Here is a 25,232-nt window from a genome sequence, read left to right as displayed (position 1 = left end):
ATCAGCAGTTTCATGCACTGTCCATAATCTGAAGGTTTGTGCCTACCCTGTGGGAGCGGGCGATGCGGTGGCTGAAATGATACGTGACGATGCGCCGGCTCGCCCAAGCTGACAAAGTTGTAATCTTCCCGTCAGGTAGCTGCCAGTCGCCCCTGACTAAGGTGGCACTCTCTCGTTGTGTATTCCCGGAGTCATCATGAAGCGCCTGTTCATTGCCGCCACCCTTGCCCTGGCCAGCCTGCCGACCTTTGCCGGCGAGGCGCAAACCTTCGCCTTTGGCGAGCCGGCTGCAGCGGCCAAGGCCACCCGCACGGTCAACGTGGTGCTCAAGGACATTGCTTTCGAGCCCAAGAGCCTGCAGGTAAAAGCCGGCGAGACCGTGCGCTTCGTGCTGGTCAACGAGGGCAAGCTGCCACACGAGTTCAACCTGGGCGACAAGGCCATGCATGCCGAACACCAGAAGGAAATGGTCGCCATGCAAGGCAAGATGTTCACCGAGGCCATGAACCACGAAGGCATGGACCACGGTCAGATGGCGAACCACGGGCAAATGATGGGTCACGGCGGTGGCCATGGCCACGGTGGTGGCAACACCGTGCTGGTAATGCCCGGCCAGCGTGCCGAGCTGACCTGGACCTTCCGTAAGTCGGCACCCATCGAGTTTGCCTGCAACGTGCCGGGGCATTACCAGGCCGGCATGGTCGGGGCATTGACCATCGAGTGACTGGCCCTGCAAGGCGGGGTGCAAAACCGGTAGACTAAGGGCAATTTCGAACCTGTAGGTCAGTTTCCATGCATCCCGCTGCCGAACACTCCCCGCTGGGCAAATCCAGCGAATACATCGCCACCTACTCCCCGGAGCAGCTGTTCCCGATCCCGCGTACTGCCAAGTGGGCCGAGCTGGGCGTCACTGCACAGACCTTGCCCTGGCAGGGCGTGGATTACTGGAACTGTTTCGAGCTGAGCTGGCTGCTGCCTTCGGGCAAGCCTGTGGTGGCGATCGGCGAGTTCGCCATCCCGGCCGATTCGCCGAACATCATCGAGTCCAAGTCGTTCAAGCTGTACCTCAACTCACTGAACCAGACAGTGTTCGCCTCGCTGGGCGAGTTGCAGGCATGCCTGGAGAAAGACCTGTCCGCCGCTGCCGGCAAGCCTGTGGGCGTGAAGGTGCGCACCTTGGCCGAAGTTGAAGCCCAGGGGGTGGTAGCGTTGCCGGGGCAGTGCATCGATGCGTTGGACGTGGCCATCAGCAACTACGAGCAGCCGCAGCCAGAGCTGCTGCGCTGCAACCCGGCGCAGGTGGTGGAAGAAACCCTGCACAGCCACCTGCTCAAGTCCAATTGCCCGGTCACTGGCCAGCCGGACTGGGGCAGCGTGGTGGTCGAGTACAAGGGCAGGGCGCTGGACCACGGCAGCCTACTGACTTACCTGGTCAGCTTCCGCCAGCATGCCGACTTCCACGAACAATGCGTGGAGCGAATTTACCTGGACTTGAAGAACCTGCTGCAGCCAGAGCATTTGACGGTGTATGCGCGCTATGTGCGCCGCGGTGGGCTGGACATCAACCCGTACCGCAGTACCGGGGTAATCAAACCGGATAACAAGCGTTTGGTTCGGCAGTAAGTTCAAGGAATGCGGGGGCCGCTTTGCGGCCCCGCTACTTCAGATACCCATGCTGTGCAGCGAGTTGGCGATGCTGCGCAAGGTAGCGGTGAGGTCAGGGTGGTCGGCCTCGAAGCGCTCGATCGCCAGGTTCACCCCGTCCACCAGGTTATTGTCGGGCGTGGCTTCTTCGAGTTTCAGTTGCGCCTCGATCTGGCGCGCTTCTTCGTGCAACGCGGCCAGTTCGTCTTCCGAAAGCGGTACGTTGCGGTCCAGTTGCTCGCGCAAGCTGTTCAGGCGCTCTTGCAATTCGCGGGCAGGCATTGGCATTTCTCCATCAAGGGCTTGGCAAGCCATGGACCTCAGCGAAGCGGCAAAGGTTCTGGCCTTTCTTCAGCGTAATCCACCTGTCGCCGATTTGCATGATCCGCGTCAAAGGTGCTGTATCAGGGTTTTTCACCCTTGCGCCGGCGCTGGGCGATGTCCTGCAGGCAGGTGTCCAGCGCTTCCAGGTGGTCGATCACCGAATGCACGCCCAAGCTGAACAGCTCCAGCGTGGCCTTGCCGCGGGCCTGGTCCTGTTCCTTTGGGGTCATGCCTTGCCATTGCTCGGAGCCTCGGTCACAGAACGGGCTGCAGGCTGCCAGGCCAACCGTCCATAGCCCCGCGTTCAAGCCTGACTGCAGCAAGCGCGGGTCACCACTCACCAGCACGCAGCCGTCCAGGCGTTCGCTGTCCAGGGTCATCAGCGCCTGCCAGCAGGCGTTTGGCGCCGGCCAGCGCACGCCGTTGACCGAATGCCCTGGCAGCCAGGCGGGCAACACATGGGCCAGGCGCTTGCTTTGCGTGCTATTGAGGTCATCCAGCCAGATGCAGGGCACCTGGCGCTGGCGCAGGCTGGCGAGGGTGGCCAGAGCGCCGGGGGCGGGCGAGGGTGCGCCATTGGTGGCCTGCACCAGGCAGCCGCGCAAGCCGAACAGCACAGCAGTGAAGGCGGGTGCAGCGTCCATGGCAACTTCCCCCAAATAGTCCGCAGGCTATGCGCTGATTGTTACCGCACTGTGACATCGGTCATTGCGCAACAGTTGTTCACAAAATATTGAGCAAAAATGTGTAAAGCTGTTTATCAGCCCGCAAGCCTCTATACTGCCGCCTTGATAGCAGCGCGCCTGTCGCGCTTGCGGCCGAGAAATTCGATGGAGAAACATCTATGCGTAGGATCGGTGCCAGTGTGATCGAACGAGTCACCCAGGCCTGTGTCTGCGCCAGCATGCTGCTGGCGCCCGTGGCAGCTACCCAGGCCGCCACCGAGGAAGATCCCTGGGAAGCGGTCAACCGCCCGATCTTTCGCTTCAACGATACGGTCGACACTTATGCCCTCAAGCCATTGGCCAAGGGCTACCAGGCTGTCACCCCGCAGTTTCTTGAAGATGGCATTCACAACATCTTCCGCAACCTGGGCGACGTGACCAACCTGGCCAACAACCTGCTGCAGCTCAAGCCCCACGCGGCGGGCGTGGATACTGCGCGGTTGATCGTCAACACCACCTTTGGCCTGGGTGGCTTCTTCGATGTGGGTACCAAGATGGGCCTGCAGCGCAGCGACGAAGACTTCGGCCAGACACTGGGCTACTGGGGCGTGCCAAGCGGCCCGTACGTGGTCATTCCGCTGCTGGGCCCAAGCACCGTGCGTGACGGTGTGGCCAAGTACCCGGACACCTACACCGAACCCTACCGCTACATCGACCACGTGCCGACGCGCAACTCGATCTTCGCCCTGGACGTGATCGACACCCGCGCCAGCCTGCTCTCGGCCGAGAAGCTGATTCAGGGTGACAAGTACATCTTCATTCGCAATGCTTACCTGCAGAACCGCGAGTTCAAGGTCAAGGATGGCGAGGTCGAAGACGACTTCTAATCGGTGAGCTTGGGGCCGCTGTGCGGCTCCAGGTTCAATGCATGGCCAGAATCCGCAACCCGAACTTTTGTTGCCCGCCCGGCTGGTCGGCAATCCATACCACTTCGGTGCTGGCATGCAGCCCCTTGAGCGCCGGGTGGTCGGAGTCGATCCGTACCTCGATCCGATCCCCCACCGCAAAGCGCTGCGGCGCCTGTAACTGCATGCCGCCGCTGGACAGGTCCAGGCACACCGCCGCAATTACCAGGCCTTCGTGCAAAAGGCTGACTTCGGTATCGATACGCATGCGAATGAAGTCGCGTTTCTCGCTGTGGCTGGAGGGCGTGTGGGGCATGCTGCATCCTTCCCATCGGGTTGCGCTGGTCGACTTTCTTATAACTCCCGGTGATTTGCCCTGTAAAGAGCGACAAGGTCGACCCTTGCATGCTTGAAACCCCTGGCGGATGGGAGTACCGTCTGCGCCTTACAAGGTACCTCTGACAGTTGCCGGGCAAGTGTTCTTGTCCTACAACTCAAGTAGAGTGTGACTATAAAGAATTCCCGTAGCTGGCCGTCTGCCTTGCCGACACCGCTGCACCAACCCAAATCGGCGCCGTTCGCCCACATGCAGAAAACCAGTGCAACGCTGCTGATCATCGATGACGACGACGTGGTCCGTGCGAGCCTCGCCGCCTACCTTGAAGACAGTGGCTTCAGCGTCCTCCAGGCCGGCAATGGCCAGCAGGGGCTTCAGGTCTTCGAAGAACACCAGCCCGACCTCGTGATCTGCGATCTGCGCATGCCGCAGATGGGCGGCCTCGAACTGATCCGCCAGGTCAGCGAGCGGGCGCCGCAGTTGCCGGTGATCGTGGTGTCCGGTGCCGGCGTCATGAGCGATGCGGTGGAAGCGTTGCGCCTGGGCGCCGCCGACTACCTGATCAAGCCGCTGGAAGACCTGGCCGTGCTCGAACATTCGGTGCGCCGTGCCCTCGACCGCTCGCGCCTGGTGCTGGAAAACCAGCGCTACCGCGACAAGCTCGAAGCGGCCAACCGTGAACTGGAGGCTAGCCTGCACCTGCTGCAGGAAGACCAGACCGCCGGTCGCCAGGTGCAGATGAACATGTTGCCGGAAAGCCCTTGGGTGGCCGGTGAATTTGCGTTCGAGCACCAGATCATTCCGTCGCTGTACCTGTCGGGTGATTTTGTCGACTACTTCCGCGTGGACGAGCGGCGCATCGCCTTCTACCTCGCCGATGTTTCCGGGCATGGCGCGTCGTCGGCCTTTGTCACGGTACTTTTGAAATTCATGACCACGCGGCTCATGTTCGAGCTCAGGCGCAGCAAGATGCGCGAGTTCAAGCCGTCGGAAGTGCTCAGTCACATCAACCGCGGCCTGATCAATAGCAAGCTGGGCAAGCACGTAACCATGGTCGGTGGGGTGATCGACGAAGAGTCTGGTCTGTTGACCTACGCCGTCGGCGGCCACTTGCCGCTGCCCGTGCTGCATACCCCCGAGCACACTCGCTACCTGGAAGGCCGTGGCCTGCCGGTGGGGCTGTTCGATGAGGCCACCTACCAGGACTTGGTCGTGGAGCTGCCCCCGCAGTTCAGCCTCAGCCTGATGTCCGATGGCATTCTGGACCTTTTGCCGGGTGATACGCTCAAAGATAAAGAAGCCGCCTTGCCGGAAATCGTCAAGGCAGCAGGTGGCAGCCTGGATGGGCTGCGTCAACGATTTGGATTGGCTACGCTTGGGGAGATGCCGGATGATATCGCCCTATTGGTGTTGAGCAGGAACCTTCAATGAGTACCGGTAGAATCCAGTTCGCCGAGCAGAGCGGTACCTTCGTACTGAAATTCGTCGGTGAAGTGCGCCTGACCCTGTGTTCGGCGCTGGATGCGACGATCGAGAAGATTTTCACCGCGCTGAACTTCTCGGCGATTGTCATCGACCTGACCGAAACCGAAAGTATCGACAGCACCACCCTGGGCCTGCTGGCCAAGCTGTCGATTCTGTCGCGGCAAAAAGTGGGCCTGCTGCCGACCGTGGTCACCACCAACCCGGACATTTCCCGGCTGCTGCAGTCGATGGGCTTCGATCAGGTGTTCAACATCGTCGATCGACCGATACCGTGCCCCGAATGCCTGACTGACCTGCCGTCGCAGGACCAGAACGAAGATGTGGTGCGTTCCAAGGTGCTGGAGGCGCACAAGATTCTCATGGGCCTGAACGACTCCAACCGTGAAGCCTTCCATGACCTGGTCAATGCGCTGGAGCGCAGCTGATCTGTAGCCTGTCCTAGCCCTTTAGCGGGTATACGCACAAAAGGGCCGGTACAGGCTTTAGGGCCTTCTCTGCACTACTCTCGGCCGACAAACTCGGTCGCCTTACCCCCGCCTGCATCCAGCTGAAACACCCGCGCAGGCCGCCCCTGTTCATCGAAGAACACTTGCCCCAACCCTGCGCCGTTCCATAACCGCTCCCCAGCCTTGCTGTGGCTGGGCGTACGCGGCACCACTTCCATCTCGCGACGCTTGGTAAACCAGTTGAGCGGCGAGCGTGGCGCATACAGCCAGCGGTTGAGCCGATCGAGCACGTCCAGCAAGCGCCGGGGGAACTCGTTCTTGATCCCGCTGCTGGTCACCTGCCACAAATGCGGGCTGCGCTGGCGATGGCGGATCAGTACTTCATAGACGAACGAGTAATGCACATCTCCAGACAGCACCACGTAGTGCCCCGGTGTGCGCGAGTGGCGGAAGATGTTCAGGATGACCTGCGCCGCACCGCGGTGGGCCATCCAGTTTTCGGCATCCACCAGCAGCGGGTAGCCCAGCCAGCTGAACACCTTCTGCACCGTTTCTATCAGCTTTACACCGAAAATTGGCGCAGGCGACACGATGATTGCTGACGGGTGGTCAAGCAGCGCTTGCTGCAGTTCGCTCAGCGCCTCCCAATCGAGCAGGCCGGATGGCTTTGCCAGGTTGCTCTCGCTACGCCAGCGACGGGTGCGGGTGTCCAGTACCAGCAGTGGTGGTTCTGTGGGCAGGCTGTACTGCCAGCCCTGAAAGCGCAGCAGCTCGCCGATCAGCTCATCCTGGTTCTGGCGGGTCAATGCCTGGCATTGCTCGATCAGCGGGTTGCACCCGTCCGGGTTGTTACCCCAGGCCTGGCAGAGCAGGTAGCCGAGCAGGGCATTGCCGATGATTCTTCGCGAGAACGGGTGGCCGTAGGCGGTTTCTTCCCATTGCGCCGAGAGGTTCCAGTCGTCGGTGATGTCATGGTCGTCAAAGATCATCAGGCAGGGCAGGTGGGCCATCACCCGCGCCACCTGGCCGAGGTTGTCGGCAAATCCCTGGACCAGCGGCAGCTCCTGTTGGTAACGGGCTTGATGCTCGTCGCTGAGCCCGCTGGGCATGCCCATGTTCACCAGCTGCCAGGGTACTGGCGACCATACCAGCAGGTACATGGCCATGACTTCGGCGAAGGTCACCAGATGGTTGTCGGCGTTGCTGGACGAGAAGATCGGCTTGCGCTTGCCGCCAAAAAAGCGTTCGCGCAGGGTGTCGTTCAGTGCTTGCGCCGGTAGCAGGTCGGCGCGGTGGTAGTAGCTGGCCGGGTGCTGGTAAAGCGCCTGGCTGTCGGCCACCACCGCGCCCTCCAGCTGCTCTTCGAACAGGCCCAGGCGCGTGATCAGGCTATGGATGGCGCGCAGCATGGGGCCGGCGACATCGTCGGCATACACCTGGTCGCCGCTCATCAGCAGCACGGCGGGGCGGTCTTCGGGCCTTGCGCAGCCCTGTAGCAGGCGGTCGGCGCAAAGCAGGCCGTCGGCCGCGGGGTGATGCGGCTTGCGGCAGGAACCGTGCAGCAAGTGGTCGAGGCGCTCGCGCAGTACCAGGTTTGGGCGCTGGGTGCCGGGGTAGAGCAGGTGCGGTGCCCAGCCCGCGATGCCCTGGCCGTTGATGATCAGGTCGTAGTCCAGCAGTTGGTTGCAGGGCAAGGGGCGGGCGAAGTGGATGTCCAGCAGATGAATGAATGCATGCTGGCCGGCCACGACCACTTGGCAATCGACCTGGGCTTCGCTGGTCGGGCAGATGAATTCGGGTTGCAGCGGTTGGGTAGCGACCAGCCAAATGGCCAGGCGCTGCGGTTCCAGGCGGCGCAGTACCGGGCCGGCGAGTACGAGGGGCAAGGAGGTAGAGGAGGTCATCGACAGCTCGGGTGGCTATACACAACTAAGGCCAGGCAAAACAAAACGGGCGGAAAATGCTGAACACTTCCCGCCCGTCGGGCAAACCAGAACTGTATCAGGCCTTTTCAGCCATCAACTTCTCCAGCTTCTCCTGGTCCCGCGCAAACTGGCGAATACCCTCGGCCAGCTTCTCGGTGCCCATGGCATCTTCATTCATTGCCCAGCGGAACTGGCTTTCGTTCAACGGCTGCTTGGCTTCACCGGCATTGCCTGGCTTCAGCACCTGCGGCAGTTCGCCCTGGTCATCGCTAAGCTGCTGCAGCAGTTCCGGGCTGATGGTCAGGCGGTCGCAGCCGGCCAGTTGCTCGATCTGGCCGATATTACGGAAGCTGGCGCCCATGACCACGGTGTTGTAGCCATTGGCCTTGTAGTAGTTGTAGATACGCGTGACCGACTGCACGCCCGGGTCCTCGGCGCCGACGTAGTCCTTGCCGGTGCTTTTTTTGTACCAGTCGTAGATACGGCCCACGAACGGCGAAATCAGAAACACCCCGGCATCGGCGCAGGCCTGGGCCTGGGCGAAGGAGAACAGCAGGGTGAGGTTGGTCTGGATGCCTTCCTTCTCCAGCTTCTCGGCGGCGCGAATGCCTTCCCAGGTGGAGGCCAGCTTGATCAGCACTCGGTCTTTTGGCACACCGGCCGCCTCGTAAAGGGCGATCAACTGGCGAGCCTTGTTCAGCAGGGCCGGCTCATCGAACGACAGGCGTGCATCAACCTCGGTGGAGATACGCCCTGGGATGACCTTGAGAATGCCCGAGCCCACGGCCACGGCAAACTTGTCGCAGGCCAGGTCGACATCACCCTTGGCGTCGGCCTTCACTTGCTTGAGCAGGTCGGCGTAGCCTGGGATGGCAGCGGCCTTTAGCAGCAAGGACGGGTTGGTGGTGGCATCGACCGGCTTCAGGCGGGTGATGGCGTCCAGGTCCCCGGTGTCGGCGACCACGGTGGTGAACTGCTTGAGTTGTTCCAGCTTGGAGGTCATGGGCGTGCTCTGTCCTGTGCATTTACTCGACATTACCCGAGCCCCGACAGCCGCTCAAGGGCCTCGGAGCCCTGCGGGCCAGCTGCGGGAGCGGGCTTGCCCGCGAAGGGCTGTACGAAGGGTGAAGTTTCGAGTCGCAAGCAAGCCTGAGGTTCCCTCGCCCTTGGGGTCACCGCCCCTGCAACAACTCCACCGCCTGATCAAACACCGCCAGCGGCTCTGCCGCCTTGTGGATGTCCGCCGACAGTAGTTGGCGGAAACGCCGCGCGCCTTTGAACCCTTGGGCCAGCCCCAGAATATGCCGGGTAACGTGGTGCATCGCGCCACCGCTTTCCATGTGCGCCACGATATAAGGCCGCAACTGCGCCAACGCCTCGCTACGGCTGACCACCGGCGCATCGCTGGCAAACAGCTGCTGGTCCACTTCGGCCAGCAGATAAGGGTTGTGATACGCCTCACGCCCCAGCATTACGCCATCGAAGGTTTCAAGGTGCTTCTGGCATTCGTCCAGGGTCTTGATCCCGCCGTTGAGCACGATCTCCAGGTCCGGGAAGTCCGCCTTCAACTGCGCGGCCACGTCATAGCGCAGGGGTGGAATTTCGCGGTTTTCCTTCGGCGACAGCCCCTCCAGAATGGCGATACGCGCATGCACGGTGAAGCTCCGGCAGCCGGCCTCGCGCACCTGGCCGACGAAGTCGCACAGCTCGGCGTAGCTGTCGCGGCCATTGATGCCAATGCGGTGCTTCACCGTCACCGGGGTCGACACCGCATCACGCATGGCTTTCACGCAGTCGGCCACCAGCGCCGGGTGAGCCATCAGGCAGGCGCCGATCATGTTGTTCTGCACCCGGTCGCTCGGGCAGCCGACGTTCAGGTTGACCTCGTCGTAGCCAGCGTCTTCGGCCAGGCGCGCACAAGCGGCCAGGTCGGCCGGCACACTGCCGCCCAGTTGAAGGGCCAGCGGGTGCTCGGAGGCATCGTGACGCAGGAAACGCTGGGCGTCGTTGTGCAACAGGGCGCCGGTGGTGACCATTTCGGTGTAGAGCAGGGTTTGCTTGGAGAGCAGGCGCAGGAAGAACCGGCAGTGGCGGTCTGTCCAGTCCATCATAGGTGCAACGCTGAAGCGGCGTGACGGCTCAGGGCGCGTGGTTTGTGGCTTGGAGCCTGATTTTGCGGTCATTTCGTTCAACGTGTTTTGTACCAATTTTTCGGGGATTTTGGGGCGTTTTACCAAGCGCTTGGTGCAATGTACCAAGCGAGTCAGGACGTGTACCAATTCTCATGGCAACCATCAGACCCCGCAAGAAGGCAGACGGTACGATCAGGTATACGGCTTAGATTCGCATCAACTGCGATAGGGTAGGCAGTCTACCAAGAGAGCCAGTCGTTCGCCCGTAAACAAGCCGCTGTGGCTTGGGCGAAGCGACGGTAACCGAGTTGGCTGAACCAGATGCTATCGAGGGTGCGAACCGGGTAGGGCACATGGCGCAGCACTAATGTAACACTGCCTAGAACCTGTTCGCCGAGTGCACGATCAACGCCTAGGGCTTCAAGGTCGGCCTCAATGGCGAGTACCGGATAGAAAGCGTTGAGCAGGTGTTCGTGGTCAGCGGGTGGGCCACAGCCGTGGGACGCAATGGCGGCAAGAAGGGTATGGCCAAGTCCTCGGGCAAAAAAAGAAAGTCGAAACGCCGCTCAAGGTTAAGCAGCTCTGATCCAAGGGCTATCACAGTCCAACGGCTACAACAGATCCTCCCCAACGCCGGCCGCAAAGCTAGTGTTTTTGTTCCTGGCCTCAACGCGACAATGGGCAAGTACTCGATCATCACGCCCAAGCGTATGGCGGCATGCCCGTGTCGGCCATTAGTCTGGCCAACTGCTGTATGTGCGTGAGCTCGGTAACGATGCCTACTTGGCCAAGTACGACACTGGCCGCTTGGCGCAGCGCCTCGGCAACACGCCGCAGGCGGATGGTGATGGCCAGCGGTACCGTGGCCGTGGGCTGATTCAGATCACCGGGCGTGATAACTACGAAGCCTGCAGTGAGGCACTGTTCGGTGACAGTCGCTTGCTCAATACACCGGACCTGCTCGAGCAGCCGGTCTACGCGTCGCTGTCAGCCGGGTGGTTTTGGCAGCGTGCGGGCCTCAATAGCCTTGCTGACAAGGTGGCACAGGCCGATGACTCGGTTTTCGAGTCGATCACCCGCCGCATCAATGGTGGCCTGAATGGCTTGAAAGATCGCCAGGCGCTCTACAAGCGAGCGCTTGAGGTGCTGCAGTAATGTCGCTGAATTGGCGTATCGCCTTGTTAGCTGCTGCGCTCGGGCTCTATGTCGGTGGCCGAGGTGCCTGGGTGTGGCAGGCCAGCGAGTACGGTCGCCAGCTTGCGGATCAGTCGGCTGATTACATTCGGCAATTGGCTGATAAAGATCGAGCCTATGGTCGCGAGCGTGAAGAGGCTGCAGCTGCAGCTCTGGATCAGTTGGCGGAGCAGAAGGCTCAGCGACAGGCACTGGAAGAGCGCCTGCAGGAGCAGGGCAAAACACATTGGCAGGAGATGAACGATGCTCAAAAAACTCAAGCTCGCCTGCGTGACAGGCTTGCTACCGCTGATCTGCGGTTGTCAGTCCTTGTCGACGCCGGAGCCTTTGCCGCCCCGGGTTGTGACGGTGGGGTGCGAGAAACCACCGGCACCGGAAGCCTGGTACATGGCGCCGTACGCGCCCAACTTGACCGAGCGCATTCTCAACGAATTGTCGCCATCACCGACGACGGCGACCGGGGGCTGATCGCACTGCAGGCCTGTCAGGCCTACGTCCGCGAAGTCACCAAGTAGTAAAGAGGCGAGCCGGGAGGATGCGCCAACATCCAGCCCGGCCCACCGAACCCGCAGACCCTTCCTGCAAGTCCAGCCGTGGCCTCTGCCTTGTGCACAAAGCGCGGCGAGCCTAACACCTGTTTATCCATACAGTAAAGACTTGCATACCTATGACCTCTCCAATCATTCCCTGGATGGGTGGCAAACGCCGCCTGGCCGACCGCTTGATCCCCCTCTTTCCCCCTCATGAATGCTATGTCGAAGTCTTCGCCGGCGGTGCCGCGTTGTTCTTCATGCGGCCCCAGCCCGCTCCTGTGGAGGTGCTAAACGATCTCAACGGTGACCTGGTCACCCTTTATCGCGTTGTGCAGAACCACCTGGAGGAGTTCGTGCGCCAGTTCAAATGGGCGCTCAGCTCTCGGCAGATCTTTGAGTGGCAGAAGATGACGCGTCCTGAAACCCTGACCGATATTCAGCGAGCGGCGCGGTTCTTCTACCTGCAGCAGCATGCTTTCGGTGGCAAGGTCACAGGGCAGACGTTCGGTACCGCAACCACCGGACCGGCCATCAACCTGTTGCGCATCGAGGAGAATCTGTCTGCGGCGTGGCAGCGTCTCGCCGGCACCTACGTCGAGAACCTGTCCTGGCTCGACTGCGCCGAGCGCTACGATAGAGCGCACACCTTCTTCTACATGGACCCGCCTTACTGGCAGACCGTCGGCTACGGTGTGGAGTTTCCGTTTGAGGAGTACGAACGCATTGCCGAGTTTATGCGCCGGTGCAAGGGTAGGGTTATGGTCAGCATCAACGACCACCCGGACATTCGGCGAGCATTCGACGGCTTCCACTTTGAGTGCTTGGATATCCGTTACAGCACTACTAATCAGCGCAATTGTAAGGCGGAGGTGTCTGGTGAACTGGTGGTCATGAATTGGCAACCCGCTGAGCTTGGTCAATTGTTGCTTTAGGATACGTACGGCCAGCTCCCAGCAAGGCTGGCCCTATGCATGCTTCTGCAAAAAATTAAGGGACTAGCTCATGCAGCGCATTTTGAGCACCGACTGCTGTCTTGCCAGGTAAAGAAGTGTGCTCGACTAGAGTGAAGTCGGAAGCTTTAACTGGTGCGAACGGATCGCTATTCAGAGTGATATGGTAATGCTCAAGGCGTGAGCCAAACTTTCCTAGCGCAATTCCAGTCATGGATGAAGCTCCGGCGGCAGCCAAAAATGCCGCGGCCACTCCGAATGATAGGCCGTAAGTTGTACAGTCGTCGATAATGATTACATCCTTCCCTCTAATTGATTGAGCATAGCTAGGGTTCAGATGAAGGGTTGTTACTTGAGAGGTGGGGTCAGTTCGGTCCCCGCCTTGCCCTTTTGAACGTTTGGGAGAAGCTGTGTGACGTATGAACAGAGGCTCGCTCCGATCAGCGTAACGAACGCGTGAAACTGTAGTTCGTAAACGATGGGTAAAGTCCGTGAGTACTTCATCGTTAAATTTTGTAGGGTCAGAAGATGGGTAAACCCCAAAAAATACACCCTTTTTCTCGCCTCCCCATTCAAGCAGTAAGGATCTTGAAGTGATTGTTAGTAGAGCATTTAATCGGCCTCCTCCTTGTTTTACTGTATTCGTTACTTTTTGGGAGAAACTTACCTGATCAGCTCCTGCCCCGTAGCTGGATAAATCCGCTAGCGCCCTGACCCCATAACTGGGGCTGTTCCCGGTGAACCACCAGCTTCCGGGCCAGTTGTTAGTGAGTTCAAACACTTCTTTGAGTTCGCTCGCATTCGCGACTTGAATGCCTAGACTTTTGGCTTTGGCATTGTTTGACCAACCTGCTGCGATGAGAATTGCTTGGCCGTTTTTGCCCATCATATAATCTTCGTCTGTGGCTGTAAGGCACAAGAAGTTAGAGGTGGGCATGTTATGTTTTTTGGCGACATCTTTGATGAATTGGCCGCTTTGACGTCCTTTGGCTCGGACGAATACCACTTTTGATAAGTTGAAGGCTTCGTCAAACCAGTTTGGCTTCGGATTGTTGGATACGATGGCCACAGGGTTGTTCTTGTTGGCGATATCTTTCAACGCTTCAACAATGTCGGTATCTGGTTTGGTCGCGGTCTTTAATATTGAGCTGGGTGAAGCGAGGAGTGCCAACATCTACTAGTCCTTTTTGTGTTGTCTGACATGCTTTGCTGCGACGAGTGCTAATTTTTAATTTTTGGAAAAAATGCAAATCGAAGAAGATTTAGAATGTTGGTGGGCATTTCAAATGATTCGGCTCCATATTTAGCCTCGGAGAAAGCAAGCTCGGCACGCAGTGAGTATGTCTTAGGTAGATATACATTGGCAATTTTGCGATTGTATTTGCTAGCAAAGCCCACGGTATGAGCGGTGCCGCTTTTGATTTTCCACTCGACAGGGATCAAAGTGTCGCAGAGAGCCGCCTGGATGCGGTTCCGTCTAACAAAGTTTTCGGCGCTAGATTTCTGATTTGGTAAATATTCAGTTATAACGCAGCCACCGTTATCTATTATTTTCTGGCGAACTTTGTCGGATCCCTTTGGGTAATCAAGAAATATCCCCGTTCCCAGAACCGCTATGGTGGGAATATCGTATCGCACTGACTCAAGGTGAGCCGTTTGATCGATTCCGGCCGCGAGCCCACTGATGGTGGCAAGTTTAAAGTTATTAAGACCTGCTACTAAGGTCTTGGTGAGAAGAATGCCGTCGTCGGTTGGCTCTCGCGTGCCAACTATTGCTATCGAATATCCATGTAGGCAGGCGGGATCTCCCTGAACGAATAACCACTCTGGAGAATCTTTGGTGGCTTTAAGTTTGCGAGGGAAGCCGTCTTCGTTTTTGAATATCAGAGTGGTGCTGTTTCTATTTAGCAGGTGTGCTAGTTCTAACCCTAGACTCCAAAGGTTCTCTTGCGCTAGCGCGAGATCGTTTTGTCCTGATTTTTGAAGAAAATCTTCTGAAATTATTTTCAAAAGATCTTCGTCAGGATTTCGCAAGCTTGAGTTGAAGCCTCTACCGCTTATGGCAATCTTATGTAGGCTCCAGAAGCCAAGTCCCTTAATAGTGCTGAGAGCGAGGAAAGCAATCTTTTCTCTTCGCCAGTGCGTTTGCTCAGCTTCGGATTCCAAAATAGCTTCCATTGAATGTGATCCTGATTGAGTCGGCGCGTTGCGGTCGACCGCCATTTCACAAAGAAGATAGCAGTTGGCAATGATAGGTTCTAGCTTGCTGATGAGTAGGCTCTAACCACCTACCTGCTAGGGATGAGGCTTGGTGGTTGCGCTGGTTTGGCTCTTGAGTCCGGGAAAAACGACCCGCCTTTGGTAGTCTATTGCAGGTTAATTATGGCTGATACTCACGCGCTAGCTCGGCCAATCGCTGGTTGGCTACGGTGTCGACTAAGATCTCTACGCGCTCAATGTCAGAGCGAGCGAGCCTGCGGCCCATATCCAACCCTAGGCAGGCGCCTTGGGGATTGGCCTGCGCGATCAAGCAGATTACAGGACTGCTGGCTGCTTCGATGGATGAGAGAAGCAGGCCAAGGCGGCGCTGAATTTCTGGCGGCAGCAACAGGCCCGGTATCAGTTCCCTTACTCAAGGAGATGATAATCGAGGCGGCAGCGCGGGTCTTTTGTTGACCCGCGACAGTTCATGCCTCTGAGCGGTGGGTGACCAGGGAAGAAAACCAATCCTTCAGCTTCAAGCGCAAATGCAAGTGCTTGCATGCTCACCGTTTTGAGGTGTGCGCCGTGTTCAAGCCGTTGAATGGCCTGAGGGGTAACACCGGATGCTGAGCTCAGTTCCTTAATGCTCCAGCCCAGCAGTTCACGAGCAGTTTGGCAATGGGCGCCTCTGAAACTGAGCGGTAGATGGTCTATGAGCTGAGCGACAGTTGCGATCTGCTGCTCGTCCAAGATGACGACCGGCGGTTGCCGATCATGAAATTGTGAGGTCATGGCGAGGTTACCTGATACTGTATGTATAAACAGTATAGGCGGTGCTGATGCGCTGGCAAATATGGGCTAGGTTTAGGGCAAATTTAGGGCAGAATCGGGGCCGCATTAGGCCGCATTAGGCCGCAATGAGCCTCCGTGCAGCGCGTTGCCGTCAATGATTTAGGGCCTCATGCGGTCTGCCGCGCAATCCGGGCGGGTTCAAATCCCTATCCCTGGTGTAGGGCAAGATCAGGGATAGGCCAGCTCGGCCTTCGTGGGCGAACTTGTCCTTGGGGCAAAAATAGGGCGAACCATGCGCCATTCAATGCCAATCCATGCCCATGCATACACGGATGCCGGGATGAAGAAAGGCGCCCAAGCCCTGATACTGTGGGGGGATGTGTCTCAGCCCCGAGTACCAGAAGAACCAGCTCAATTGATCGGGGTGGCTGTCTGCCAAGCCTGATTATGTGCCTCGATCTTCAGGCGGGCCGTTTCAGCATCTGCACGAATCAGGCTTGTAGGTGCTCGCGCAGCTAAAGCGTTGAAAGATTGTCCCAGGCTCCAGGCTTCTCGCTCGTCAATGATGATCAGGCGATCATGAAGGGATCGCTCTGGTGCGAGTCTAGCTTCTAGCGGGCGCGCTGACGCGTATTGGTGTACCCAATGCTTTACTGCAGGTGGGAACGCTGCTTTTTTGCTGCCCGCATCTGCCAAAATCCGCACGCTGACACCGTCGGGTACCAACACCGCGAAGTCTGTCAGTAGGTTGGCATCGGCGTAGGGGTCGACAAACATGACTGTGTTGCTCGCTCCGCAAAGAATCCTAGATAAAGCAGCGAATGCGGAGAAGGTTTCACCAACAGGTATAAAAGCGCCGCTGCTGGAAGGCGACGCCTGCAGCTCTGCCCGAGCAAGGGCACGATATAGAATAGTAGTCATTCGTTGAACTGCCCCAGCATGGCTGGTCGAGAATTGATAAGAGCTCAAACCTTGCACCGCAACGTTGAACTCCATTGAATCCGCCAGGTTGCCACTTTGCTCCAAGAGCGCAGCAGCTCGCCCGAGCCATCGCTGGCCCTCGGGGGTTTGCCATTGGTTGGTGGTCATGTCGGGCATTGCCACGATAAGGTACCCAAGCTCGTGGTAAAGACGGTCAGGCTCGAAAGGCATAGGAGTGCACCACTTGGTTGGATGAAATAAGTTCGCCCAAGCATCGCATTCAAAGCGGTGGGGTACAAATCCCTTTTCCTAGTCGAGGCTGAGTCACTGCGAATACAGCTCGGTCTTCGTGGGTGTGGCTCAGATTTTTTCGGGCAAAAATGGGGCAAACCATACGCCGTTCAATGCCAATCTATGCTCGCGTGCATGCTGATGCCAGAACGCAAAAAGGCGCCAGGCCCTGAAACTGTGAGGCTTCGGCGCTTTTTCATGTTCTTGCTACAGCACAAGTGGTGTGTGATTGGTACCGCTGGAATTCCTAGGTTGGGCTAGAATCGTGCTCTTTGAAGCCCTGGCCAGCCCGAGGAAGTACAGTATGCTTTCAATGACTCACCCTGCTGTTATGCAGTATGTCCACGAATTGCCAATTGGTCTGCTGCCGTTGATGTTTAAAGGGGATTCTTTGCCGCGTTTGGTTGTGAAGGCTAATAAAGAACTAATATTGGCGGCAAAACTTAAAAAGAAGTTTTCCGTGCATTTGGTACCTTACGACCTATATGGGGTTAATTCGGTCGGCTTTATTGCTGCCTTCTTCGATGATGAGCGGCATCCCTTGATACTTGGAGGGGCGCTAGTGAAGGAGCTGTTTGCCTATGAGTTCTGTCAAGTTTTTCTGTCTAGAGAAGTAAATATACATTTTTTTGACGAGCTTGGGCGAGAGGTACTTGGATACAGGGCGCAGCTTGCGTCATCAGGCGCTCATAGAAGTCTGCTGCAGGACGCTGTAATGCCCAGCGTGGTTGGGCTTAATCAAAGCGCAATACTGAACTTTCTGACAGAGTGGTTTAGTTGTTCTGGGCAAAGCGACGACGATCGCGCTATTAAAGTTGACCTCCTAGAGCCTCTTTATCCTGAGGACATCGTTTTTGCGGATATGCGTGACGAAAGCCACCAATATCACGGTAGCCCATCTGTCAGTCACTTCGAGCTTGAGCGTGAAGAGCCTGGAGTCTTTCAGGAGCAGGAGATAATCGCGTTGCTGCAGCGAACGTTTGCAGCTGAGGAGATCTACCATTCCCCCAAGCGATACTACGATCGTGAAGAGGTGGCAGATATTTTGGTGGTGACGCCGAAGAACGTGTTTATTGTTCAGGCTAAAGATAGCCCGAATCTAGAGAGGGTGGTGAATCAATCTATAGATCGAAAAAAATCCACTGCCTTAAAGGCTTTGAGGAAGGGCGCGGCACAGGTGAAAGGGGCTGCCCTCTATCTGGGACGCAAAAAGCCAGCTGTGTTTTTAATGGGAGATGATGAGGTCAAGGTTGATCTGGAAGGGCGTGGGTTGTATGGGTTGGTTGTTATGAAAGAGCTATTTAATGATAGCTATGATGAGTACACTCCAGTGCTTTTTGATGTGTATGAGTCAAAGGGAGTGCCAACTATCGCGCTCTCGTATAGTGAGCTGCATCAGTACACTCGTTTTTTGCACGGTGATGAGGCATTTCTTGAAGCCTTTATGAAAGTTTTTGAATGGGGGCGTGAAAGTGGGATTTTTCCCCGCCTTCGAGTCATGGCGCCTGGATCGGTAGTGAATGAGGATCCGCCGATGCCAGCGAAGCGCTAGCTGTTTCCCCCAGCATGATAATGGTGGAATAGGTGGTTGGTACAAAAATGGTACAAATTGAGGAGTGGTGCGCTGAGTGCCTAGTTAAATGAGGCTTTCAGGAAAAGTATTCCCAATCCATCATAGGTGCAACGCTGAAGCGGCGTGACGGCTCAGGGCGCGTGGTTTGTTGGTTTGAAGCTAATTCTAGGGCCATTCTGGTCTACGCATACTTGTGCCATTTTTCGGGTTTTTGAGGCGTTTCTGGTGTGGCAGTGGTACGGCGTACCACCGCTAGCCACGCTTGTACCACCGAAAATCATGGCAACGATCAGAGCAAGGGAAAAGGCCGATGGAACGGTCAGCTATACCGTCCAGCTCCGCCTCAAGAAAAAGGGTGTCCTAGTTTACCAAGAGTCCCAGACGTTCGCCTGTAAACACGCTGCGCAGGCCCGAGCGAAGCGGCAGACGCTTCTCAAAACCCTCGATTTAGGGTGACTGACCTCCTCAGGGCGTGAAGCGGTCATTCTATGCCTTCAGGTGTAAAGCCCTGATTGAGCAGCGGATGAAGAGGGCGCGGTAGCTCCGAGGTTGGACACGCGATGCCACACACGCGTCAACGCTTATGTTAACTGTCGACCTCATACACCCTCTTAAGCACTTATCCGTCTGCATGGCATAAAGCGTCTGCGATAGCGCAGGCGCTTTTGGATCAACTCGAATGGCGGGGCTTAATTGCCGCCGAACACCTCAGAGACAGACGAGAGCGGATAGTGCGTTGGGTACGGGAGCGTTGCGACACCCGACTCGATCGCAGCACGTGCCACCGCATCGGATACGGCGCTGATCAGACGAGCGTCCAGCGGCTTCGGAATGATGTACTCACGACCGAACTCCAGGCCTTCGACACCGTAGGCTTCGCACACTTCCTTAGGCACTGGCAGCTTGGCCAGGTCTTTCAGGGCGATAGCAGCGGCGATCTTCATTTCTTCGTTGATGCGCTTGGCGCGAACGTCCAGGGCACCACGGAAGATGAACGGGAAGCCCAGTACGTTGTTGACCTGGTTCGGGTAGTCGGAACGACCGGTAGCCATGATCACGTCGCTGCGAGTGGCGTGCGCCAGCTCTGGCGAGATTTCCGGGTCCGGGTTCGAGCAGGCGAACACGATCGGGTTGGCCGCCATCGACTTCAGGCCTTCCGGGCTCAGCAGGTTCGGGCCGGACAGGCCTACGAACACGTCGGCACCGTCAAGGGCGTCAGCCAGGGTGCGCTTGTCGGTAGCGTGGGCGAACTGCGCCTTGTACTGGTTCAGGTCGTCGCGACGCGCGTGGATCACGCCGCTGCGGTCGACCATGAGGATATTGCTAGCGCCCGCGCCCATGCTTATAAGCAGCTTCATGCAAGAGATGGCTGCAGCGCCAGCCCCCAGGCAGACGATCTTGGCGTCCTCCAGCTTCTTGCCGGCGATTTCCAGGGCGTTGATCATGCCGGCCGCGGTAACGATGGCGGTACCGTGCTGGTCATCGTGGAACACCGGGATGTCGCACTGCTCGATCAAGGTGCGCTCGATTTCGAAGCACTCAGGGGCCTTGATGTCTTCAAGGTTGATGCCACCGAAGGTGATCGAAATGCGGCGAACGGTGTCGATGAACGCTTGTGGGCTTTCCGATTCGACCTCGATGTCGAACACGTCGATACCGGCGAATCGCTTGAACAGAACACCCTTGCCTTCCATCACCGGCTTGGAGGCCAGCGGGCCGAGATCACCCAGTCCAAGGATGGCGGTGCCATCGGAAATCACCGCGACCAGATTGCCCTTGCCGGTGTACCTGTAGGCCAACTCAGCATCACGAGCAATTTCACGTACTGGCTCTGCAACACCTGGGCTGTAGGCCAAAGATAGGTCCCGGGCGGTGGCGGTAGGCTTCGAAAGCTCTACGCTGAGTTTTCCTGGTCGTGGCTGGGCGTGGTATTCGAGAGCGTCGTTTTTGAGACTCATTGCAGCATCCTAAAAGGGTCTGGCCCCGAGCATTCGGCTGCGCAGACTTGTTTTATTTTTATCAGGAGTTGCCGCGCAAGGACGCTACAGGTGTGCGTGGCACCCGTGTCACCCTCACGCGGCAAACGAGGTGCTTAGAAGATTCGGTCGCTTTTCGCGTAGTGTTCAACTACGTCGATCAACGCTTGGTGAACAACGCTGTGGTCTTGGGTGACCAAGGCCGTGTCCAGCTGGTTCATATACTCCAGCAGCTGGCGGTGGTTTCGTCTGGCGAAGTCAGCCTCTAGCGCTTGGTCTTCATAGATGAGCACGTATGTGCGGCAGAAACCGGCAATCAAGAACGCTGCACAGGATTGGAATGGCTCATTTTGGATGATGGCTTCGCAATGAGCGTTGGCGTGTTTGAACGAGTCGGTACCTGGGAGAGCGGCGGCGAATCGTTGCACCATTTCTGAAAAGTTCATGCTTACCTAAACCTCTTGTTGCTGCACTAAGCACGGTCAGCGCGGGGAGTGAAAGAAAGCCGCTGGCCACGTACCGAACTGTCTACCGCTGTCCCGTCCCACACACGCTCGCCATTTACAAAAGTGGCGACGATGCTCGAAGAAAATGCGGTGTCATCGAAAGGCGTCCAGCCGCACTTGGAAAGCACCTGATCATTGGTTACGTAGTGCGGACGCTGAGGGTCAACAAGAACCAGGTCCGCAGCGTAGCCTTCACGAAGGTAGCCGCGGCGGCTTACGCGGAACAGCTCAGCCGGCGCATGGCTCACGACTTCAACCAGTCGTTCGAGCGTCAGCGCTCCTTGGAATACACGCTCCAGAGCGGTTTGAAGTGCATATTGGACAAGCGGGATACCTGATGGCGCTTGGCTGTAGTTGCCTTGCTTCTCTTCAAGCAGGTGCGGCGCGTGGTCAGTCGCCAATACGTCGAGGCGGCCTTCAGCTAGCGCCCTCACGATGGCATCCCGGTCACGGGCAGTCTTGATGGCCGGGTTGCACTTGATCAAGAAACCGAGACGGTCATAGTCGTGCTCGGTGAAGTGCAGGAAATGCACACAGGTCTCAGCGGTAATGCGCTTGCTTGCGATTGGCCCTGGTTCAAACAGCTCAAGCTCTTCTGCGGTGGAGATGTGCAGCACGTGGAGCCGAGTACCGTGCTTGCGCGCCAACTCAATGGCCAGCCGAGTAGATTTGATGCATGCCTCGCGTGAACGAATCAGCGGGTGCTCTCGGGCTGGAATGTCGTCGCCGAAGCGTGCTTTGGCTTTTTCCAGTTCCGCGTTGATCATCGGGGTATCTTCACAGTGCGTGATGATCGGCACCGGGGACACACGGAAGATCTCGTTCAACACGTCTGGGTTGTCGACCAGCATGTTACCGGTCGAGGCACCCATGAATACCTTCAGGCCGGGTGTGCTGGCCGGGTCGATGTCACGAATTGCGTCCAGGTTGTCGTTGCTTGCCCCCATGTAGAAGGCGTAGTTGACAACACTCGAGCCAGCCGCAATATCGTACTTCGCTTCCAAGGTTGCACGATCCAGCGCGGCTGGCTTGGTGTTCGGCATTTCCATGAAGCTGGTGATACCACCCGCTGCACAGGCGCGAGACTCACTGGCGATGTTAGCCTTGTGGGTCAAGCCAGGCTCCCGGAAGTGCACTTGATCATCAATCATTCCCGGTAACAACCACAGCCCAGTAGCGTCGATCAGTTCCTCTCCGGGCAGCTGTTCTAGGGCTTCGCCGATGGTATCGATGCGACCATTTCGCACTCGAAGATCACCGACCCAACGAAGTCCTTCATTAACCAGGGTTGCATTACGGATCAGCCAAGAGTTATCTCGAACGGTCATGGTTTCAGCTCCAATGTTGAGTGATACAGCACCTCTGTCGCTGCCAGGAAGTCGTCCAACCCCATCGCCTCGTGAGGGTTGTGGGACCCATGCTGGTTTCGGATGAAGATCATTGCGCTAGGGATGCCGACGTTTGCGAAAACCGCTGCGTCGTGGCCAGCACCACTAGGCGTGAGAACGCCTTTCCAACCCTTATCACGGGCTTGTCGAACGAAAACGTCCGTCCAGGGACCATGCATGGCGGCGGGGGCGGTATCGATCCGCTTGTCAAACTCGAATCGAACCTGGCGAGACGTCTCGATTGATTTGGCCTCGGCCAGCGCAGCCGAGTAAAACGCCTTGAGCGTGTCATGATGCAGGCTGCGCATTTCGAGGCTGAAGCTGACTTCGCCTGGGATACGCGAGACAGCGTGGTGGGCAGCATTTGTACCCAGGGTACCAACGGTAACCACCAGGTCGCGCTCCGCCGCGACGTATTCACTCCACAGCTCGTCAATTCGAGCAACGAGCTCACTCACGGCAAATACGGCGTCGTGGCGGTCTTCGCGCGCGACGGCCCCCGAGTGGCCGTCTTCACCTAGGCAACGGACTTGGTTATGGCGGAAATTTCCGCGAATGCCGGGAACGATGCCCAGAGCTTGCCCCATACGTTCCAACGACTCGGCTTGCTCAATGTGGATTTCAAGGTAGCCGGCAAATTGCGAGCGATCGATAAGCCACTCTTGGCGCCGAATTGCCTCAAGGTCTGCGCCCACCGCCTCCATGGCTTCAGCAAGCGTGCGCTTGCTAAAGCGGTTGGTAAGGCAAAGGTCCTGATCAGTCAGCCCACCAAACAGCGCTCGTGATCCGATGTACGACTTGCCGTACCAGGCGCTTTCCTCGCCTCGCAAGCCGATTACACGAATGGGTCGCGCCGTCTCTACTTTTTCCTGGTCCATTCGGCACAGGCAAAGCAGACCCGCCACAACGCCGGCCAGCCCATCGTAATTACCACCTTGCGGGACGGAATCAAGGTGCGAGCCATACCACAAAGCAGGCTCACCATTGTCGCTCTTGCGTTTGAAGATCACGTTGCCAGCGCGGTCAGGCCCCACATCAAGACCATGCGTCAAAGCGAAATCGCTCAGGTAAGCGATGGTGTCGTTTTCGCCCGGGCCGTAGCTTTCACGAGTGATGCCTTCGTGGGGATCACGGGACAGTGCTGCGACATCGTTGAACAGCTTTTCGGCCTGCTCACGCCATTGGGCAGTCATGGCAGGGCTCCGAAGGGTTCTGCAGGCGAGTCATCCAGAGCCCCGATCAGCGAGCTAATTGAAGAAACACCTTTACGCTCACAGAAGGCCGCCAATTCACCCACCATCGTGTTCATGGTCTTGGGGTGAAGGAAGGTGGCCGTACCCACCTGAACAGCCGATGCGCCGGCATAGATGAACTCCAGGGCATCATCGGCCGTGGAAATACCACCGCAACCAATGATTGGGATTTCCAGAGCCTGGGCGCACTGATAGGTCAGACGCACCATCAGCGGTCGAATAGCGGCACCTGAGATACCACCCATGAAATTCCCGAGCCTTGCACGACCACGCTCGATGTCGATGGAGAGCCCGAGCAGCGTGTTACCGACCACTACGGCATCAGCACCGGAGTCTTGCGCAGCCAGGGCAACCGGTACGACTTCACCAGCATTAGGGGTCAGTTTGACCCACAGGGGGAGGGAGGTGGCCTGCCGCATCAGTGCGACAACATTACGTGTACTTTCGGCCTGCATGCCAAACGACTGGCCGTGGGCTTCCAGGTTGGGGCAGGAAATGTTGGCTTCGATACCCGCCACACCCGGCACGTCACTCAGCCGGGCAGCCAGCTCGGCGAAGCCTTGAGCCGTTGGCGCCGAGATGCTCACGATCAGCGGTGAATCGAAATTCCGGTAGAAGGGAACGACCTTGTCGATGAACAGATCTGCACCCTTACTTGGGATACCGATCGCGTTCATCATCCCGTCCGCCAGCTCACAAACGCGTGGCATCGGGTTTCCGGTTCGCTTATCCGAAGTGATGGTCTTGGTGACCAAGGCGCCAAGCTGGTTGAAATCCAGCAGGTGGATCAGCTCCTCTGCGAAGGTACCCGAGGCTGGCATTACCGGGTTTTTCAGGCGCAGTCCGCCCACTTGTACGCTGAGATCGATCATCACACCACCTCCGCCAGGTCAAATACAGGGCCTTCAAGGCATACCCGCTTACCCACCCTGAGCCCGTCGACTTCGAATACTTCGACGCAGCACTGGCACATCCCTAGGCCACACACCATTTGCTGCTCAAGTGCCACTTGGCCTACCAGGCCAAGCTCTGCGCTGAGCTTTTTCAGCAGACGGGTCAGCCGCTTCGAGCCGCAGGTAAAGAGCGCGCTGGTCTTTTCACGAGCGATGATTTGTCTGAGCAGGTGCTCCAGTTGGTCTGGTGCACTGCTGCCGTCTTCGTCCAGGACTACCTGTACGTCGGCGCCGAGCGAGGCGAATCGCTCACGCGAAAGCAGGCTTTTTTCGCTGCGGGCACTCAGCACGGCGGTCAGTCGGATACCCAGCTGATGCGCAGCTTCCGCCAGTGGTGCGAGCGTTGCCAAGCCGACACCGCGAGCCACGATGATCATGTGATCCCAGGAAGAGTCCAGGTCAAATCCCTTACCCAGTGGGCCCAGAATCTCCAACGTTTGCGCTTCGCGGAGTGTTTCCAGGCCGTAGGTGCCTTTGCCGGTCACCTTGTACAAGAATTCGACCTGCCCCTTGCTGGGGTCTGCCTTGTAGGTGCTCATTGGCCGGCGGAAGTACGGTTTGTTGTCGCCTTCGTTTGGGCACAGCAGGTTGAAGAACTGCCCCGGCAGCGACTGGCATGCAGCACCGTCGGCTTGAAGCACTAGGCGCTTGTACTCATCGTTGACCCATTCGTTGGAGATGACGACCGCCAACGTGTCGTTAGGGGGGGTGATGGCAGTGGCCTGGCAGCAACCGGAAATCACGTTCATTGTGGGTGGCCTCGCATTTGTCTAATTTTTTATACAGCATGGTCAATAGAAATTGCCGCCTCAGTGTTGAGGCGGCGGGTAACTCGGT

24 protein-coding genes and 3 pseudogenes are annotated in these 25,232 nt (G+C 57.8%); 11 read left to right on the top strand and 16 right to left on the bottom strand.

The genetic code is table 11. From position 1 onward, the window contains the following. Positions 1–196 precede the first annotated feature (196 nt). Both APH42_RS18280 and queF read left to right on the top strand, forming a co-directional pair. Positions 197–724, top strand: a complete 528-nt coding sequence (locus tag APH42_RS18280) for a plastocyanin/azurin family copper-binding protein (protein ID WP_060493946.1) — start codon at positions 197–199, stop codon at positions 722–724. 68 nt (positions 725–792) lie between these two features. Further along, entirely contained in the window at positions 793–1,623 is an 831-nt protein-coding gene (gene queF, locus APH42_RS18275; protein ID WP_060493945.1) for an NADPH-dependent 7-cyano-7-deazaguanine reductase QueF, read from the top strand. 39 nt (positions 1,624–1,662) lie between these two features. On the opposite strand, the gene APH42_RS18270 is transcribed toward queF, so the two are convergent. Further along, positions 1,663–1,926 carry a DUF4404 family protein gene (locus tag APH42_RS18270; protein WP_019471256.1) on the bottom strand — a complete coding sequence of 88 codons (264 nt, stop codon included), beginning with the start codon at positions 1,924–1,926 and terminating at the stop codon, positions 1,663–1,665. A 122-nt stretch (positions 1,927–2,048) separates the two neighbouring features. Then, on the bottom strand, positions 2,049–2,612 hold the full coding sequence (locus APH42_RS18265; protein WP_012271368.1) for a hypothetical protein: 564 nt from the start codon (positions 2,610–2,612) through the stop codon (positions 2,049–2,051). A 200-nt stretch (positions 2,613–2,812) separates the two neighbouring features. On the opposite strand from APH42_RS18265, the gene APH42_RS18260 reads away from it, so the two are divergent. Continuing rightward, positions 2,813–3,520, top strand: a complete 708-nt coding sequence (locus tag APH42_RS18260) for a VacJ family lipoprotein (RefSeq protein WP_012271369.1) — start codon at positions 2,813–2,815, stop codon at positions 3,518–3,520. Positions 3,521–3,554: 34 nt separating this feature from the next. On the opposite strand, the gene APH42_RS18255 is transcribed toward APH42_RS18260, so the two are convergent. Then, on the bottom strand, positions 3,555–3,854 hold the full coding sequence (locus tag APH42_RS18255) for a PilZ domain-containing protein (protein ID WP_060493944.1): 300 nt from the start codon (positions 3,852–3,854) through the stop codon (positions 3,555–3,557). A gap of 270 nt (positions 3,855–4,124) precedes the next feature. Here APH42_RS18255 and rssB point away from each other — a divergent pair, with 270 nt between their 5' ends. Further along, positions 4,125–5,306 carry a two-component system response regulator RssB gene (gene rssB, locus APH42_RS18250; protein ID WP_012271371.1) on the top strand — a complete coding sequence of 394 codons (1,182 nt, stop codon included), beginning with the start codon at positions 4,125–4,127 and terminating at the stop codon, positions 5,304–5,306. Next, positions 5,303–5,785, top strand: coding sequence for an anti-sigma factor antagonist RssC (rssC, locus tag APH42_RS18245; protein WP_009686305.1), 483 nt, complete (start codon positions 5,303–5,305; stop codon positions 5,783–5,785). The genes rssB and rssC overlap by 4 nt, the downstream gene beginning before the upstream one ends. A 74-nt stretch (positions 5,786–5,859) precedes the next feature. Here rssC and APH42_RS18240 read toward each other — a convergent pair whose 3' ends face one another. The 3 genes from APH42_RS18240 to dusA all read right to left on the bottom strand — a co-directional run bounded on the left by APH42_RS18240 (position 5,860) and on the right by dusA (position 9,914). Beyond that, positions 5,860–7,710: an alkaline phosphatase D family protein gene (locus tag APH42_RS18240; RefSeq protein WP_060493943.1), complete on the bottom strand. Its 1,851-nt coding sequence runs from the start codon at positions 7,708–7,710 to the stop codon at positions 5,860–5,862. A gap of 97 nt (positions 7,711–7,807) precedes the next feature. Beyond that, positions 7,808–8,734: a transaldolase gene (tal, locus tag APH42_RS18235; RefSeq protein ID WP_012271373.1), complete on the bottom strand. Its 927-nt coding sequence runs from the start codon at positions 8,732–8,734 to the stop codon at positions 7,808–7,810. Between the two features lie 169 nt (positions 8,735–8,903). Next, positions 8,904–9,914, bottom strand: a complete 1,011-nt coding sequence (dusA, locus tag APH42_RS18230) for a tRNA dihydrouridine(20/20a) synthase DusA (RefSeq protein WP_060493947.1) — start codon at positions 9,912–9,914, stop codon at positions 8,904–8,906. Positions 9,915–10,072: 158 nt separating this feature from the next. Here dusA and APH42_RS30845 point away from each other — a divergent pair. The 4 genes and pseudogenes from APH42_RS30845 to APH42_RS18215 form a co-directional block, all read left to right on the top strand. After that, positions 10,073–10,213, top strand: a pseudogene (locus tag APH42_RS30845) (site-specific integrase); the annotation flags it as partial. A gap of 327 nt (positions 10,214–10,540) precedes the next feature. Next, a pseudogene (locus APH42_RS18225) lies at positions 10,541–11,018 on the top strand (glycoside hydrolase family 19 protein). Beyond that, complete coding sequence (locus APH42_RS18220; RefSeq protein WP_060493942.1) at positions 11,018–11,572, top strand: lysis system i-spanin subunit Rz; 555 nt, start codon at positions 11,018–11,020, stop codon at positions 11,570–11,572. Before APH42_RS18225 ends, APH42_RS18220 begins: the two are co-directional and overlap by 1 nt. Positions 11,573–11,724: 152 nt before the next feature. Continuing rightward, positions 11,725–12,522 carry a DNA adenine methylase gene (locus APH42_RS18215; protein WP_060493941.1) on the top strand — a complete coding sequence of 266 codons (798 nt, stop codon included), beginning with the start codon at positions 11,725–11,727 and terminating at the stop codon, positions 12,520–12,522. Between the two features lie 55 nt (positions 12,523–12,577). On the opposite strand, the gene APH42_RS29315 is transcribed toward APH42_RS18215, so the two are convergent. From APH42_RS29315 to APH42_RS18205, 4 genes are all read right to left on the bottom strand, one after another. Continuing rightward, entirely contained in the window at positions 12,578–13,714 is a 1,137-nt protein-coding gene (locus APH42_RS29315; RefSeq protein WP_082421424.1) for a hypothetical protein, read from the bottom strand. A gap of 47 nt (positions 13,715–13,761) precedes the next feature. Continuing rightward, positions 13,762–14,718 carry a DNA-processing protein DprA gene (locus APH42_RS18210; RefSeq protein ID WP_060493940.1) on the bottom strand — a complete coding sequence of 319 codons (957 nt, stop codon included), beginning with the start codon at positions 14,716–14,718 and terminating at the stop codon, positions 13,762–13,764. A 450-nt stretch (positions 14,719–15,168) separates the two neighbouring features. Continuing rightward, the gene (locus APH42_RS29305; protein WP_082421422.1) at positions 15,169–15,534 is read right to left on the bottom strand and encodes a helix-turn-helix domain-containing protein; all 366 of its coding nucleotides are present in this window, start codon (positions 15,532–15,534) and stop codon (positions 15,169–15,171) included. Between the two features lie 411 nt (positions 15,535–15,945). Further along, the gene (locus APH42_RS18205; protein WP_156352825.1) at positions 15,946–16,623 is read right to left on the bottom strand and encodes a phosphatidylserine/phosphatidylglycerophosphate/cardiolipin synthase family protein; all 678 of its coding nucleotides are present in this window, start codon (positions 16,621–16,623) and stop codon (positions 15,946–15,948) included. Positions 16,624–17,050: 427 nt separating this feature from the next. On the opposite strand from APH42_RS18205, the gene APH42_RS18200 reads away from it, so the two are divergent. Together APH42_RS18200 and APH42_RS30510 are read left to right on the top strand one after the other, a co-directional pair. Next, complete coding sequence (locus APH42_RS18200) at positions 17,051–18,298, top strand: hypothetical protein (protein ID WP_060493938.1); 1,248 nt, start codon at positions 17,051–17,053, stop codon at positions 18,296–18,298. Positions 18,299–18,598: 300 nt separating this feature from the next. Continuing rightward, positions 18,599–18,745: pseudogene (locus APH42_RS30510) on the top strand (site-specific integrase); the annotation flags it as partial. Positions 18,746–19,008: 263 nt separating this feature from the next. On the opposite strand, the gene APH42_RS18190 reads toward APH42_RS30510, so the two are convergent. The 6 genes from APH42_RS18190 to APH42_RS18165 all read right to left on the bottom strand — a co-directional run bounded on the left by APH42_RS18190 (position 19,009) and on the right by APH42_RS18165 (position 25,144). Then, complete coding sequence (locus APH42_RS18190; RefSeq protein ID WP_060493936.1) at positions 19,009–20,277, bottom strand: malic enzyme-like NAD(P)-binding protein; 1,269 nt, start codon at positions 20,275–20,277, stop codon at positions 19,009–19,011. 134 nt (positions 20,278–20,411) lie between these two features. After that, a complete protein-coding gene (locus tag APH42_RS18185) occupies positions 20,412–20,741 on the bottom strand; it encodes a hypothetical protein (protein WP_012271428.1) in 330 nt (109 codons plus the stop codon). A 26-nt stretch (positions 20,742–20,767) separates the two neighbouring features. Next, positions 20,768–22,129: a dihydroorotase gene (locus tag APH42_RS18180; RefSeq protein ID WP_060493934.1), complete on the bottom strand. Its 1,362-nt coding sequence runs from the start codon at positions 22,127–22,129 to the stop codon at positions 20,768–20,770. Then, entirely contained in the window at positions 22,126–23,382 is a 1,257-nt protein-coding gene (locus tag APH42_RS18175) for a Zn-dependent hydrolase (protein WP_060493933.1), read from the bottom strand. The genes APH42_RS18180 and APH42_RS18175 overlap by 4 nt, the downstream gene beginning before the upstream one ends. Next, positions 23,379–24,314 (bottom strand): dihydroorotate dehydrogenase, encoded by a 936-nt coding sequence (locus APH42_RS18170; RefSeq protein ID WP_012271431.1) that lies wholly within the window; start codon positions 24,312–24,314, stop codon positions 23,379–23,381. The genes APH42_RS18175 and APH42_RS18170 overlap by 4 nt, the downstream gene beginning before the upstream one ends. Further along, positions 24,314–25,144: a dihydroorotate dehydrogenase electron transfer subunit gene (locus APH42_RS18165; protein WP_012271432.1), complete on the bottom strand. Its 831-nt coding sequence runs from the start codon at positions 25,142–25,144 to the stop codon at positions 24,314–24,316. Before APH42_RS18165 ends, APH42_RS18170 begins: the two co-directional genes overlap by 1 nt. Positions 25,145–25,232 lie beyond the last annotated feature (88 nt).

Source organism: Pseudomonas sp. NBRC 111140, from assembly GCF_001320885.1.
GTDB classification, from domain to species: Bacteria; Pseudomonadota; Gammaproteobacteria; order Pseudomonadales; family Pseudomonadaceae; genus Aquipseudomonas; species Aquipseudomonas putida_P.
Note: the sequence above shows the minus strand (reverse complement) of the source record. Positions and strands in the feature narration are given on the sequence as shown.

Coding starts and splice junctions, on each gene's coding strand:
- APH42_RS18280 (WP_060493946.1), top strand. CDS start 197: ATGAAGCGCCTGTTCATTGCCGCCACCCTTGCCCTGGCCAGCCTGCCG.
- queF (WP_060493945.1), top strand. CDS start 793: ATGCATCCCGCTGCCGAACACTCCCCGCTGGGCAAATCCAGCGAATAC.
- APH42_RS18270 (WP_019471256.1), bottom strand. CDS start 1,926: ATGCCTGCCCGCGAATTGCAAGAGCGCCTGAACAGCTTGCGCGAGCAA.
- APH42_RS18265 (WP_012271368.1), bottom strand. CDS start 2,612: ATGGACGCTGCACCCGCCTTCACTGCTGTGCTGTTCGGCTTGCGCGGC.
- APH42_RS18260 (WP_012271369.1), top strand. CDS start 2,813: ATGCGTAGGATCGGTGCCAGTGTGATCGAACGAGTCACCCAGGCCTGT.
- APH42_RS18255 (WP_060493944.1), bottom strand. CDS start 3,854: ATGCCCCACACGCCCTCCAGCCACAGCGAGAAACGCGACTTCATTCGC.
- rssB (WP_012271371.1), top strand. CDS start 4,125: ATGCAGAAAACCAGTGCAACGCTGCTGATCATCGATGACGACGACGTG.
- rssC (WP_009686305.1), top strand. CDS start 5,303: ATGAGTACCGGTAGAATCCAGTTCGCCGAGCAGAGCGGTACCTTCGTA.
- APH42_RS18240 (WP_060493943.1), bottom strand. CDS start 7,710: ATGACCTCCTCTACCTCCTTGCCCCTCGTACTCGCCGGCCCGGTACTG.
- tal (WP_012271373.1), bottom strand. CDS start 8,734: ATGACCTCCAAGCTGGAACAACTCAAGCAGTTCACCACCGTGGTCGCC.
- dusA (WP_060493947.1), bottom strand. CDS start 9,914: ATGACCGCAAAATCAGGCTCCAAGCCACAAACCACGCGCCCTGAGCCG.
- APH42_RS18220 (WP_060493942.1), top strand. CDS start 11,018: ATGTCGCTGAATTGGCGTATCGCCTTGTTAGCTGCTGCGCTCGGGCTC.
- APH42_RS18215 (WP_060493941.1), top strand. CDS start 11,725: ATGACCTCTCCAATCATTCCCTGGATGGGTGGCAAACGCCGCCTGGCC.
- APH42_RS29315 (WP_082421424.1), bottom strand. CDS start 13,714: ATGTTGGCACTCCTCGCTTCACCCAGCTCAATATTAAAGACCGCGACC.
- APH42_RS18210 (WP_060493940.1), bottom strand. CDS start 14,718: ATGGAAGCTATTTTGGAATCCGAAGCTGAGCAAACGCACTGGCGAAGA.
- APH42_RS29305 (WP_082421422.1), bottom strand. CDS start 15,534: ATGACCTCACAATTTCATGATCGGCAACCGCCGGTCGTCATCTTGGAC.
- APH42_RS18205 (WP_156352825.1), bottom strand. CDS start 16,623: ATGACCACCAACCAATGGCAAACCCCCGAGGGCCAGCGATGGCTCGGG.
- APH42_RS18200 (WP_060493938.1), top strand. CDS start 17,051: ATGCTTTCAATGACTCACCCTGCTGTTATGCAGTATGTCCACGAATTG.
- APH42_RS18190 (WP_060493936.1), bottom strand. CDS start 20,277: ATGAGTCTCAAAAACGACGCTCTCGAATACCACGCCCAGCCACGACCA.
- APH42_RS18185 (WP_012271428.1), bottom strand. CDS start 20,741: ATGAACTTTTCAGAAATGGTGCAACGATTCGCCGCCGCTCTCCCAGGT.
- APH42_RS18180 (WP_060493934.1), bottom strand. CDS start 22,129: ATGACCGTTCGAGATAACTCTTGGCTGATCCGTAATGCAACCCTGGTT.
- APH42_RS18175 (WP_060493933.1), bottom strand. CDS start 23,382: ATGACTGCCCAATGGCGTGAGCAGGCCGAAAAGCTGTTCAACGATGTC.
- APH42_RS18170 (WP_012271431.1), bottom strand. CDS start 24,314: ATGATCGATCTCAGCGTACAAGTGGGCGGACTGCGCCTGAAAAACCCG.
- APH42_RS18165 (WP_012271432.1), bottom strand. CDS start 25,144: ATGAACGTGATTTCCGGTTGCTGCCAGGCCACTGCCATCACCCCCCCT.